This window comes from Alteromonas sp. G4i35 (genome assembly GCF_054960375.1).
Genome location: NZ_JBHNZD010000048.1, coordinates 1 through 12,934, shown reverse-complemented (window position 1 = coordinate 12,934; position 12,934 = coordinate 1). Strand labels below are relative to the sequence as shown.

Genomic DNA, 12,934 nt, shown 5'->3' with positions numbered 1-12,934 from the left:
AGAACCCGACTAACGGCGGGTTTTTTGCTTTATATAGAAGCTATAGCATTTTATGTATGCGAGCTCACAGAATTTAGTAAAGTTGATAAAGCATCAGCTTTACGCAGTAAACGCTACTGCAAACCAGTTTTTCCTGGCAGCCATAGCGATACGGTACCACCTGACTCCATTCCGAACTCAGAAGTGAAACGTGTTAGCGCCGATGGTAGTGTGGGGTTTCCCCATGTGAGAGTAGGACACTGCCAGGTCCCATTAAGAAGAACCCGCCTAACGGCGGGTTTTTTGCGTTTGGAAGAAACAGAAAATTGGGGTCAGAGTACATTAATACTTCCAATTCTCCTCGAAATCAAAACAGCCCTTGACCCAATGATTGCGGAATGAAAATGTACTCTGACCCCATTTCTTTAAAAGTGGTAGGCGTAGGATAGGTTTAGGAAGTCTAATCCGGGGTTGTCATTGTTGAAGCCGCCGTTTGAAAAGTGCATATAGCGCAGTGCGACATGTTGTTTCTTATCGATCTCTACAAAAACACCTAATCTGTCTTCGAACTGATAGTTAGATCCAATATCTTTACCAGCGACTTTCTGATTACCTATGTAACTCGCTCCTATCCCCGCTTCTATATATACGGGATATTTGTCATAGAGCGTTGAAACCTGTTTCATAAATACAGGAGTTAATGACGCGCCGTAGCTTGTACTATGTGTATCGTTTTCACCATACTCCCACACTACGGCACTCACTTCCCAGTATAGCTTTAGGTCGCCAAACCAATCAGTAGTAAGCGTTTGTTCAATTGGTCTGTACGCGAAGCGCATACCATCGATATCGTCAAAGCCGTGCATATAATCTACACTCACGGTTTGTTTCGCGTGTACGCTACTTGCGGTGAAAATAATGAAAAAAGAAAATAGAAGTAGTGATGCCTGTTTCATAATTGCTCCTTGATCTGATAATCAACAAGCAAAATTTTTTCCAATTGAAAATTATTTTAATTTCAAAGAGATAATAAAAACTAAATGCCGAACTATTCCACGCGAGTAGTGTAATTTACTGACACTGTTGAAGTTTTTACAAAGGTGTCCAGCGTGTATCTGCACTTACATGTTGCTCTTCCATCAGACGCTCGATCAGTTGCTTTGTATCTTCAATACCATACTTCGCTTTAATTTTATTTATGCTTTCAGATTCTGAAAGTATGAATGTATTGAGCTCGGCAATGATCTCGGGGTGTTTTAAGGTTGATAGCGAAAATGAGACAACGTTGTGTGGCAGGGTTAAATCAGCGGCAAATGGTCCCATTTGCGGAAAGCGACGAGCAACGTTTTTAGCGGCATTATATTCCACATCTAAAGCATCTACGTTATCGCTCTGTAGAAGATTAAGCCCATCATAAATACTGTTTACGCCTGTTACCTTAACGGTACCGTTCTTAATTTGCTGTTCCCACTTTACAGGGGAAAATCCGTCTGGTGTCGCAATTCTAGAGATATGGTTCATTCCCTTGCCTACGTTTTCACTTTTAACCAAAGTGACTGCGAACGTTTCAGTTAGCGGCTTAGAGTAAACCTTTTTAAGGCCGTGGGTTATTTGATCGTACCATCTAGAGTTGTCGGGAAAGACAAAGTCTACATTGCCTTTCTTTAACTCTATTTGAAGGCGTTTAACTGGCATGCTCAAGTATACAAAGCGATGTCCGCTTTGCTTTGAGAATGCTTCAAGAATAGCCCAACCCAACCCCTTTTCATAATCCGATGAGAAGTTGTAATACGGATAATATTCAATATTTTGAGCGCCTACGATATAGGTGTCGGCTGAAACAAAAGGGCTTGAAAGTGTGCATGCAACTGGTAGTACAACCATTTGCACAAAGCGACGAATACTATTTCCAAACCTCTTCAATTTTCAATCCTTGTTCTATCAAAAGCTTCTGAGACAACTGCTCGAAAGGGGTTATTCCGTATTTTGTTTTTATACTATCAATTAATTCTGGATTTGAGGATATGAACTTATTAAGTTCATTAATAATGTCTTGATGATAAAGCGTAGATAGGGAAAAAGGAATTTCATTATGTGGAAGTGTCAAATCTAAAGTAAATGCGTCTTGCTCATATGATAGAGGAGCAGATCGCTGGCTAACGAAATACTCTAAATCTAACCCGTCTACACGTTCTTGGTACAAAAGCGCCAAGCCTTGTTGAATATCCGTAACCCAAGTTATTTGGGTTCGTTGAGTGTCTATTCTTTCTTGCCAATTTACCGGTGTGAAGCCTAACGGCATAGCGAGGTTTTTTATCTTTTCGATGCCTTTCCCAGCGTTCTGTCGTTTTACAATTGTCCCCGTTACTGCGCTGGTTAATGGGAGGGAAAAGTACTTGTCATTTGAAGTGGTAATGCTGTTATACCAGCCTCTATTATCAGGGTATACAAAGTCAACATTACCTTTAACTAACTCGAGTTGAAGCCGTCTTATAGGCAAGCTTAAATACACAAACTCGTGTCCCGAAGCTTCAGAAAACGCTTCTAAAATTGACCAGGCAACCCCTTTATCTGTTGATGATGCAAAATCGTAATGGGGGAAATAAGCTAAGTTTTGTGCGCCAATCACATATTTATCTGCATAAATATTAAGGCTAAACAAACAGCCAATGAAAAGCCCAATACATCGCATCATTCTACACTCCAAAATGACTACAGCAATTTACAATATACAAATAAATTATCTTTGAAGCATTTCCTTGAGAGGAAGTTTTTTAATACAAAAATAAATCGCGTATCTATACACCATAATTTATCGTTTTGCGGGTGTAAAATATTCAGTGAAAATCTCTTGAACTTAATGACAGCTTTTCGAGCCACGGCGTCCGATCAATAAGCTTACCTGCGATGATATGAATAACTCCCTCTTTGGAGTGTTCAATAATACCATTTACCTGTAGCAGTTTAGCTTTTAAGAATGTTTGTTGCTGAGCACGAGCGGTAGCTTGCCACACCACAACGTTCATATTGCCTATATCATCTTCCAAAGTCAGAAAGGTAACACCTGCGGCAGTGCCTGGTGCTTGACGACCTGTTACTGCGCCAAGCACTTTTACAACAGATTTATTGGTCTTGTCTTTAAGTGAATTGGACCAGCTTATGTCTTTAAGCTTATGCTGCTTCTTGAGTAAAGAAATAGGGTGGTTATTTACTGATAAGCCGGTTGAGGCATAGTCTTCAAGTAAGTTTTCTGCCTCGGTCGGTGCAGCACCCAGCGGTGTGGCATTTTTATCTGCATAAAAATCGTCAGTATCAAACAGTGGTAAACGCGTTTGAGTATCCATAATTCGCCAGCGAGTTTCATATCGATTGCCTGAAATAGTGCGAAGGGCATCGGCGCTGGCCAGTGCCTCTAGTTCGTGACTTTTAAGCGATAGCTGCTGTAATTGTTCAACATTGGTGTAGCTTTTGTCTGAACGGTTTTCCACGATAAGCTGAGACGATGCTTCACTTAAGCCTTTAATAAGCTTAAGACCAAGCTGAATGTGTTTTTTTTGGCCTTGTACCACCAGAGAATGCTCAACGACAGATTGGTTAACACAGGGCGCTTCTACCCGTATGTTGTGACGCTTAGCATCTTGAACTAACTGAGACGGAGAATAAAACCCCATGGGCCAGCTATTTAACAGCGCTACGTAGAACTCAACAGGAAAGTAAAACTTCAACCAGCAAGACACATAAGCTAATACGGCAAAAGATGCTGAGTGCGATTCAGGAAAGCCGTAACCTGCAAAGCCTTTTATTTGTTCAAATAAGTTGTGGGCGAACGTACTGTCATAGCCTTTATCCGTCATCCCCTTAATGAGCTTGTCTCTGAATTCAAAAATTCTACCGTCTTTTTTCCAACTCGCCATGGCGCGACGCAGTTGATCGGCTTCTCCGCCACTGAAGCCAGCTGCAACCATGGCAAGCTGAATCACTTGCTCTTGGAAGATAGGCACGCCCATGGTTCGAGACAGAACTTTCTCCACATCTTTAGATGGGTAGCTAATGGTTTCGTTACCGTGTCGGCGTATCAAATAAGGGTGGACCATATCACCCTGAATCGGACCTGGCCGTACAATGGCTATTTGTACAACCAAGTCGTAATAGCGACGAGGTTTGAGCCTTGGCAGCATAGACATCTGAGCCCGTGATTCTATTTGAAAAACGCCTACCGTATCGGCCCGACAAATCATATCGAAAACTTGTTTGTCATCTCCAAGCTTAGTAATGAACGGAATACTGGTTTCAACAGGATATTGTTTATTGATAAGAGAGAATGCGCGACGTATAGCGCTTAACATCCCAAGTGCCAGCACATCGACTTTTAATAGGCCTAAGGTTTCAATGTCGTCCTTATCCCACTGAATAATAGTACGCTCTTCCATCGCGGCGTTCTCAACAGGAACAAGATCGTAGAGCGGCCCTGCGCTAATAACAAAACCGCCTACATGTTGCGACAAATGTCGGGGCGTGCCCAGTAAAGCTTCGGTAAGGGTAATTAACTGCTGCACCCTAGGCTCTTCAGGGTTTAGCCCAAGCCCTGCCAGCTGGGATTTCCACGGAATAACGCTGTCTCGGCGATTAATCTGCTTTACCACAAAATCAAGCTGTGATTCGCTAAAGCCCAGCGCCTTGCCCACATCTTTAAACGCTGACTTGAAGCGATAGCAAATAACCGTAGCCGCGATAGCGGTTCTTTCCCGGCCGTACTTTTGATAAATGTATTGGATGACCTCTTCACGGCGTTGATGCTCAAAATCCACATCAATATCTGGCGGTTCGTTACGCTCTTTGGAAATAAAGCGCTCGAACAGCACACTTATTTGCCTTGGGTCTACTGCGGTTATTTCCAAGCAATAGCACACTACCGAGTTGGCCGCAGAGCCGCGCCCTTGGTACAAAATGCGTTGTCGCTTGGCAAACTGAACAATGTCGTAAATGGTTAAAAAGAAATACTCATACTCTTGCTCGGCAATAAGCGTAAGTTCTTTTTCTATGGTTTGGCGAATATCAGGGGTTATACCTTCAGGAAAGCGCACTTTTATACCGGCCTCTACACGTTCCCGTAAATACGATGTGGGTGTATACCCTTCAGGTACAAGTTCCGCAGGGTAGTGGTAGCGCAGCTCTTCTAAAGAAAATGTGAAAGCGTGAGCAAGGGCATTGGTATTGGCAATCCATTTCTCAGGGTAAAGCTTCTTAATTTTTTGTACGGTTCGCAGACTACGCTCTGCATTACTCAACGCATCCCGACCTATTTTGTCTACACTGGTATGCACGTTAGTAGCATGCAATACATGTTGAAGCGGCAGTCTGTCAGCGTGATGCATGAGTACACCTGTACAGGCAATAACAGGAAAAGGATAGGCAGACTGCAGATGATTGTAATGCGCAAACCTGTGGTGATCCCTTCCGTCTAATAGGCGCTGAGCGCCAATATAGGCATCAATACTAGGGTGTTTTTGCAGCCATTCAGCCCAATGCTTGTCTTTAGCTTCTTTGCCGCTTGGTAGCCAAATGAATTTGCAATGGCGAATGGTACGCAAGTCCCACTCAGCTAGTTGGTATTCACCTTTATCAGAGCGACGCCTCGCGTTAGTAATAATTCGGCATAGTTCGCTATAGGCCGCTTTGTTCGGGCACAACAGCACAAAAGATAAAGTGTCATCAAATACAAAGTAACTACCCACAATAAGCGTAATCGGTAGGCCCTGATGCTTAATTTCGTCGAAAGCCCGTACCACTCCCGCTACTGAGCATTCATCGGTAATGGCAAGTGCGTCGTAACCAAGGAAAGAAGCCGTGGTAACAAGCTCTGCGGGGGAAGAGGCACCGCAAAGAAAACTATAATTGCTTTGGCAAAAGAGCTCACTGTATTTCATGATATTGCCTTTACCTTTTTCTTTAACCGCATACCGCTAGCAAAAAAGGCCCTGCACCCACCAGCGGCTCTCTTCATCTTTAAACACTAAAAGCCTTACGGATTGCTCAGTTTGGGCGATGAAATAATCACGCTTTGTTGGGCTGTCATGCCACCACTCGCTATGTAATCGCACGGGGCCAAAGCAAATTTGGGTAGCCTGAATAAGCGGTTTAGGTACATCAAAAGTGAAGGTGGGCGTAATGTCACTGCTATAAGCATAATTACGGGTGCAGTTACCGGTGCTCGACTCCGTCACCGTCATATATTCAAACTGATGGCTGTCGGCAGCGCGAGGTTGAAACGTACTGTTATCGCCTAGCTTCGCGTTTAAGCGCCCAATTAATTGCTTTTGTGCAATATCGTTAAATCTGTCGCTAAAAAAGTCGCCATTCTGCGTATCCATTTCTTCAAATTGCTGACAGGTAAGCGCAATGGCTGTAGCTGGCTCAGGCAACACCAGATTCTCAGTTTTAAGACTAAACAACGGCAGCCAACTTTGTACTGAGGACTGAGGCAGTGCCGAACGTATATTAATATCCATTACAGGTGCTTCTCTGAAATGAATATGTACACTGATGCTGGATGTATATAAGTTTCTTGCCCGTAAATAGTGAGACAAATGCTCAAACTGCTGGGTGACAAAAGGGGTTAGGTGCTGCGTGTTTTCAATATCAAAAGGCAATAGGATAAAGTTATCGAAGTGCTCCAAAGGCCTAAATAACGTAACGCGTGGAAAGGTTTCTCCCCTTAACGCAGTAAGATACATAATAGTGTTATTGTCAAAGCGCCGACCCAGTTCTTGTACCGGCATGGCCAGTAGCTGTTGTACGCAGGAAACGCCCACCCTTGCCAATGAGTCAATGACTTTGGGAGATAGAGCCGTAATAGAAAGCGGGCATGCACTTAGCGCTTTTTTTATGTCATCGGATGTATGTAAGTAGGTATTAAATTTATGAAGCGCTAATACTTTTGCGGCCTCAATTGTCCATGCGCTAGCAAAATGATAACGAATATCTGCTTCAGCCAGAGCTTGAGTTAAGGTTTTCCACAGTGGCGTATGGCCGCCATAGTAATGAGTTAGGTTATCTAGCCTTACTGCCAGACCGCTGACACTATTCGAGTGAATGTGGTTGTCTAAGACGATGTCAGAAGCCAGGGGGTAAAGCCGATGGGCTAACTGCGTCAGCATATGCTTTTCGGCTTCTTCACTGAAAGGCAGAATATGTACGTAAGGGCATAGCGCCGCCGCTTGGGCTAGCCCATGCCCAATTTCAATGCCTTCTTTTTTCGCAATATCATTACACTGCGTAATTTTGTTTGTTTTACTGCAGTACACAGCAACGGGAGTATTCGACGCTAACGCTGAATACTGGTTGTTAGTTTCGTGCTTCGACAACTGGCTATGTGCACGCTTACTTCTAGCCGCTTTGATATGGCTGTCTAAAGTTAGTTGATAGCAGTAAATATAAGCCCACAGCATCATTAGCTCACAGAGTGTAATGCCTGATCGGAAAGCGTGTTGTGTGCCATGGCCCATTTAATGGCGTGATTGTCGGGGGTCCACCGATGGGAAATAACAATGTTATCTTTGGGCCACCCATGACGCTGCTTGCGTATGTTCACCGCCAAAGCGTGGGGTTTACCTTTTAGCGCAATATCCAACGTAATGGGTAATGCACTGTCGCTTTCATTCGACAGGTTGGCTTGTGAATCGCTCCCCATGTTAGCCTTTGGGTAACCTAACTGTGAGGCCTGCTGTTGCGGTGGAGTATACAGCAAGCACAGCGCATCATTATGCGTTGCCGCTACCTGCAGGCGTCGCGCTTCTTTTTGATTTACAGCATTACTCCACAGCACTACGCAATGGCAAGCCGTACTTTTTAAACATTGCTCTGCTGCCCACAAAGACTCTTGTTCAGAACTTGGTTTTACTACCAGCACTTGTTGCGCTTTAAGCCCCAAGTTTTCTAACCACGGCGACTGTAGTAGCCCGGGAGGGTTAATAAATACCACCAGCTTATGCGTACGGTGTTGGCATATAACCTGTTTAAAGAGTGAAAGTTCACCCATGCCGGTTAACGAAGAGATACGGACAAGACCTGTAGATGTAACGCCACCGTTAAGTGCTTTATCCAGACGCGGAAAACCCAGTGAAAACTTGGTTTCACCTTGTCTCTGATCTCTGGCCCGCCAAATATGCGGGTGGTTATTAAGCACGGATAACGATTTATTCATGGCACTCAAAATAAACTGTATTTTTATACAGTATTATAGTGCAGCAATAACCCTTTTCAAGACAAAAGGTTTTTGACTTGTCGTTTTAAGCGCTAACTTACTGATTAGTTTGGAAAGGTAAAAAGATTAAACTTTTAAAAGAGTGGGAACATGGCTAGGGTCGCAGGCCTTACTACATAGCAAAGCAGACGACCCTGCCATACAGTTAGCGCTGTATAGGCGTTAACGAGGGACGTAGAGTAAAATGTTACTCTTCAGATGGTTCTTTTTGAGCCTTTGCAGTCGTGCCACTTACTGTTGCTGTAACGGTTTGGCAAAAAGCAATGAAGCCGTCGGCCGTATTTTTTGACCACACCATACGCACGTTGCTAGGGAGTGCTTTCACCACCTCACGAATTTCCTCAAGCGTCACTTCTTCATTAAGCAGCACCTTATTCAGTGACTCCTCAAATGACATCCCTTTCTCACAACAGGCCATGACGATAGTCGAAAAGTTGCGCATAAGCGGGTGCAGCGCATTGTATTGAGTTTGGTCGATAAGGCGGCTTTTATAGGCGCTTTCAATACGCGCAGTAAGATTTTTCTCCAACGCATCTGTAACAAGAACAAGGTTGCGATAAGCATACGTAACCTTGTTCTTGGTCTGTTTATTCGAGTGACGCAATAGCGCCAGCTCTTTCTGTAAATTCTGCGCTCGCAGCACAAAGTAAATTAAAAACAGGATAAGTAATACAATAACACCAAATGCAACGATCATGTTTATTGTGCCTTTTGTTCTTCTATAAACGTATTGATGTTTTGCTCCAAGATAAACAGTGGAACTGAGCCGTTTTCTAACACGGCGCGGTGGAATTTACGCACATCAAAACGCTCGCCTAATGCTTTCTCTGCCTTCTTGCGAAGGCCTTTAATTTTGATTTCACCAATCTTGTAAGACAAGGCTTGCGCTGGCCAAGAGATATAGCGGTCTATTTCAGTATTTACGTTGTGTTCTGAAAGCGCGGTGTTTTCCATCATATAATCAACCGCTTGTTGACGACTCCAGCCCATCGTGTGCATACCGGTATCCACAACCAAGCGACACGCACGCCACATTTCGTAGCTTAAGCGACCGAAGTTGTCGTACGGCGTTTCGTAAATACCTGCTTCAATACCTAAAAACTCAGAGTACAGACCCCAGCCTTCACCAAACGCTGAAATATAGGTGTTACGACGTACCATAGGTAAGTCTTCAAGCTCTGCTGCCAACGATATTTGAAGATGGTGGCCAGGCACTGCTTCGTGCAAGGTCAGTGCAGGCAATGCATACAAAGGGCGCTTATCGAGGGCATACGTGTTTACCCAGTAATATCCTGGCTGATCATCGCGGCTAGGATGAATGTAACGGCCCGTTGTATATTTGGGCGCGATAGCGTCTGGTACAGGCGCTACACCGTAAGGCGTTCTTGGCAGATACTCAAAGAGCGAAGGAAGCTTTGCGTCCATTTTCTTTGCAATGAACGACGCCTCTTTTAGTAAATCTTCAGCGCTGGTGGCATAGAATTGCGGGTCTTCGCGTAAAAACGCAATGAAGTCGTTAATGTCGCCATCAAAGCCAAGCTCATCCACAATTTGCTGCATTTGCGCGCGAATGCGTTTTACTTCAGACAACCCTAAATCATGGATTTCCTGAGGCGTCATATCCGTGGTGGTGTAATGCTTGGCTCTATTGGCGTAATACGCCACGCCATCAGGCCAGTTATTCGCGGCAATATCTTCACGGGCGTTGGGAATGTATTCATCTACCATGAAGTCGTAGAACATTTGATACGCAGGCAATACGCTGCTGGTTATGGCAGCCTTGCCTTGCTCCGTTAGCGCTGATTTTTGCTCGGCAGTAAAGTACTCTGGAAAACGGGTAAATGGAGAATAAAAGCCACTGTCCTCGGCATTTTCAACAATGTATGACGCCACCGAGTTCTCAAACCCTTTCAGCACGACTTTAGGTTGCGTGTAGCCTTCTTTTAGAGCCTGTTTCATGTACGCAATTTGTTGGTCAAAATAAGGTTTCAGCGCATTTAGGCGGCTAATGTAGGCCTGATAATCTTCTACGCGCTTAAAGGTGGATAAATTAGGAAGCGAGGCCATTGCACCGTGGAAGCCATATTCTGAATTGATAGGCACTAAATGCGCGCGATACGTATATTCGTCCACATAGTTAGCTAAACGATATTGTTGCATCAGCAAGGCAATATAAGCATCAGTAGAGATGTCTTCTTTTTTATACTGACTTAAGGCCTTTTGAAAAGTACGCCATTGTTCATTTTGTGCTTTCAGGGCTTTGGGAGAGTTGTCTGGTAATACGTGAGCGAGTGAAGTATCGCCTTCGCGAGAAGCTAGAAGCGGGGAAACCGAAAGCTCGTATTGCCAAATGTCATCAAGTAGTTGATACAAGCTTTCATCGTTAAGGTCCTTTGCAGATGAGCTAACGCTGCAAATAAATAATAATGCTGCTAAAACATAGCGATACATAAGGGTCTCCGGCAACCTTCACCGGAATGACCCGGCGGTTACTCTTTCGTTGGTGTATATATTGGACTAGGGAAAGCAGTTACTTTATCAGATTTATTTTCTAATTTAGTAATTTTGGCTGAACCTTTTTTATTTACGGCGTCAATGCGCAAAATGTTGTGCATCGGTACATAAGTTTTTGTTACTTCAGAAAATTCGGTTTTCAACCTTTCATGACTAGGGTCTACAACAACACTTGTGTGAGTATCCCACACAAAGTCACCTATCTCGATAAAGCCAAACAAAGCGCCCTGCATAAGGCTTTTTACGTATAACTCATAGCGCTCACCGTTGCTGATGAACTGAACGCGGTAAAGAATGTCGTCTTTTGACATAGATGCTGCTCTTCACTAAAAAAAATAAAAACACCCGGAAGCTGAGCCGGCATGCGACTGGCAATTTTACCTTGCTCATAAAATGCGAGCAACGGTAGGAAACACATGGTAAACGTAAGCAGTTTAATGGTATTCCGCCTATTAACTGCGTTACCATGATGCACACTTAGTTATATGGTGAAATTAGAATGATAAAAAAACTCCTTATAGGTAGTGCAATGACAGCAATGACCTTTGCTGCTACTGCCCATAACCACGCATCGACAGACAATGCTTTTAACCCTGATACACAGCGAATCAAATCGCACCTGTTTTTCCTAGCAGATGATTTGCTTGAAGGTCGTGACACGGGCTCTCGTGGCCATGAAATTGCGGCGCTATATATTGCGACCGAATTTGCTAAATATGGTTTGAAGCCAGCGGGTACAGACGGCTACATGCAAAACGTAGCGTTTCGCAAAGCGAATCTGGTTCAAGAGTCTCCCAAGTTTACTTTCACGCAAAACGGCGAAACCGTCGATTTTGACTACCCGAAAGAATATCTAGCTAGCCCGAGCTTGCTTAGCACTGAGGCTAATGTAAAAGGTGAAATGGTCTTTGTGGGCTACGGCATTGTGGCTGATGAGCTATCTCACAACGATTACAAAGACTTAGATGTAAAAGGTAAGGTTGTTGTAGCGCTTGCTGGTAAGCCAAGCGACTTTCCATCAGAAGAGGGCGCTCACTTTGCGTCTGGCTATCAAAAGCAAAAGTATGCGGTAGACAATGGCGCTATTGGCATGATCACTATCACAACGCCTAAAAATGAAAAGGTACGCCCTTATCAAAGCCGTTTGAACTACATCCATACGCCGCGTATGGCATGGTTAGACGACAGTGGTCAGCCTGCAAACAGCTTTTCTCAGCTTAAAGGTGGCGCTTACATGAGTGAAGGCGCTGCGCGTAAGTTATTTGAAGGCGCAGAAAAGAGCCTTGATGACGTTTATGCACAGCTTGAAGCCGACAAAGTACCGCAAGGCTTTGCGTTAAACGGTGTGGTTGATATCAGTAAGACGAGCGTACACGACACCATCACTAGCCCAAATGTTGTGGGTGTACTTGAAGGTTCTGACCCAGAGCTTAAAAACGAGTATGTGGTTTTCTCTGCTCACTCTGACCATATTGGTTTTGCCAAGACCGTAAAGAAAGACAACATTAACAATGGTGCCATGGACAATGCGTCTGGTACGTCAGTGATGTTAGAAACTGCACGCCTGTTTAGCGAAATGGAAGAAAAGCCAAAGCGCTCAATTCTGTTCGTATCGGTAACGGGTGAAGAGAAGGGCCTGCTAGGTGCAGACTATTTTGCTCGTAATCCAACTGTACCGGTTACTTCAATGGTGGCGAACGTAAATCTAGATATGCCAATTTTGACTTACGAGTTTGCAGACGTTATTGCGTTTGGCGCGAACCACAGTGATTTGCAAGAGTCAGTGGAAAAAGCGGCGGCGAATGCCAACATTGAACTAAGCCCTGACCCATGGCCTGAGCAAGCGTTATTCACTCGCTCAGATCACTATGCGTTTGTAAAGCAAGGTGTGCCTTCAGTGTTTATGGTGCCGGGTCTGAAGTCTAAAGATCCTAACGTAGATGGCAGCAAGGTGTTTGGTCAGTTCTTATCTACGCACTACCATAAGCCTAGCGACGACATTAACCAGCCATTCAACTGGAATGCGGCAGAGACTTTCACCAAGGTTAACGCGCAAATTGGTTGGACACTAGCAAACCAAAAGAACAAGCCTAAGTGGAACGACGGCGATTTCTTTGGAAACACGTTTAGCAAGTAAGTCCATATTTATTAAACATTAAAAAGCAGCATTTTTATGCT

The 12,934-nt window shown here is 44.2% G+C and carries 10 protein-coding genes and 1 rRNA gene; 2 read left to right on the top strand and 9 right to left on the bottom strand.

The genetic code is table 11. The features are described from left to right. The first annotated feature begins 132 nt into the window (after positions 1-132). Positions 133-248: ribosomal RNA gene (gene rrf / locus ACFI6L_RS19795) — 5S ribosomal RNA — on the top strand. 156 nt (positions 249-404) lie between these two features. Here rrf and ACFI6L_RS19790 read toward each other — a convergent pair. From ACFI6L_RS19790 to ACFI6L_RS19750, 9 genes are all read right to left on the bottom strand, one after another. After that, entirely contained in the window at positions 405-935 is a 531-nt protein-coding gene (locus ACFI6L_RS19790) for an acyloxyacyl hydrolase (protein ID WP_462574658.1), read from the bottom strand. A 136-nt stretch (positions 936-1,071) separates the two neighbouring features. After that, positions 1,072-1,902, bottom strand: a complete 831-nt coding sequence (locus tag ACFI6L_RS19785; RefSeq protein ID WP_239260036.1) for a substrate-binding domain-containing protein — start codon at positions 1,900-1,902, stop codon at positions 1,072-1,074. After that, entirely contained in the window at positions 1,883-2,674 is a 792-nt protein-coding gene (locus ACFI6L_RS19780; protein WP_462574656.1) for a hypothetical protein, read from the bottom strand. Before ACFI6L_RS19780 ends, ACFI6L_RS19785 begins: the two co-directional genes overlap by 20 nt. 142 nt (positions 2,675-2,816) lie before the next feature. Continuing rightward, positions 2,817-5,906, bottom strand: a complete 3,090-nt coding sequence (locus ACFI6L_RS19775; protein ID WP_462574655.1) for an error-prone DNA polymerase — start codon at positions 5,904-5,906, stop codon at positions 2,817-2,819. Between the two features lie 36 nt (positions 5,907-5,942). After that, complete coding sequence (locus ACFI6L_RS19770) at positions 5,943-7,430, bottom strand: Y-family DNA polymerase (RefSeq protein ID WP_462574654.1); 1,488 nt, start codon at positions 7,428-7,430, stop codon at positions 5,943-5,945. Next, positions 7,430-8,182, bottom strand: a complete 753-nt coding sequence (locus ACFI6L_RS19765; protein ID WP_462574653.1) for a recombinase RecA — start codon at positions 8,180-8,182, stop codon at positions 7,430-7,432. Before ACFI6L_RS19765 ends, ACFI6L_RS19770 begins: the two co-directional genes overlap by 1 nt. Positions 8,183-8,429: 247 nt before the next feature. Then, complete coding sequence (locus ACFI6L_RS19760; RefSeq protein ID WP_462574652.1) at positions 8,430-8,939, bottom strand: hypothetical protein; 510 nt, start codon at positions 8,937-8,939, stop codon at positions 8,430-8,432. A 2-nt stretch (positions 8,940-8,941) separates the two neighbouring features. Continuing rightward, the gene (locus ACFI6L_RS19755; RefSeq protein ID WP_075177679.1) at positions 8,942-10,693 is read right to left on the bottom strand and encodes a DUF885 domain-containing protein; all 1,752 of its coding nucleotides are present in this window, start codon (positions 10,691-10,693) and stop codon (positions 8,942-8,944) included. Positions 10,694-10,731: 38 nt separating this feature from the next. Next, entirely contained in the window at positions 10,732-11,067 is a 336-nt protein-coding gene (locus ACFI6L_RS19750) for a DUF1820 family protein (protein WP_061438894.1), read from the bottom strand. A 188-nt stretch (positions 11,068-11,255) separates the two neighbouring features. On the opposite strand from ACFI6L_RS19750, the gene ACFI6L_RS19745 reads away from it, so the two are divergent. Beyond that, positions 11,256-12,893, top strand: a complete 1,638-nt coding sequence (locus tag ACFI6L_RS19745) for a M28 family metallopeptidase (protein WP_014947750.1) — start codon at positions 11,256-11,258, stop codon at positions 12,891-12,893. Positions 12,894-12,934 lie beyond the last annotated feature (41 nt).

Coding starts and splice junctions, on each gene's coding strand:
- ACFI6L_RS19790 (WP_462574658.1), bottom strand. CDS start 935: ATGAAACAGGCATCACTACTTCTATTTTCTTTTTTCATTATTTTCACC.
- ACFI6L_RS19780 (WP_462574656.1), bottom strand. CDS start 2,674: ATGATGCGATGTATTGGGCTTTTCATTGGCTGTTTGTTTAGCCTTAAT.
- ACFI6L_RS19775 (WP_462574655.1), bottom strand. CDS start 5,906: ATGAAATACAGTGAGCTCTTTTGCCAAAGCAATTATAGTTTTCTTTGC.
- ACFI6L_RS19770 (WP_462574654.1), bottom strand. CDS start 7,430: ATGATGCTGTGGGCTTATATTTACTGCTATCAACTAACTTTAGACAGC.
- ACFI6L_RS19765 (WP_462574653.1), bottom strand. CDS start 8,182: ATGAATAAATCGTTATCCGTGCTTAATAACCACCCGCATATTTGGCGG.
- ACFI6L_RS19760 (WP_462574652.1), bottom strand. CDS start 8,939: ATGATCGTTGCATTTGGTGTTATTGTATTACTTATCCTGTTTTTAATT.
- ACFI6L_RS19755 (WP_075177679.1), bottom strand. CDS start 10,693: ATGTATCGCTATGTTTTAGCAGCATTATTATTTATTTGCAGCGTTAGC.
- ACFI6L_RS19750 (WP_061438894.1), bottom strand. CDS start 11,067: ATGTCAAAAGACGACATTCTTTACCGCGTTCAGTTCATCAGCAACGGT.
- ACFI6L_RS19745 (WP_014947750.1), top strand. CDS start 11,256: ATGATAAAAAAACTCCTTATAGGTAGTGCAATGACAGCAATGACCTTT.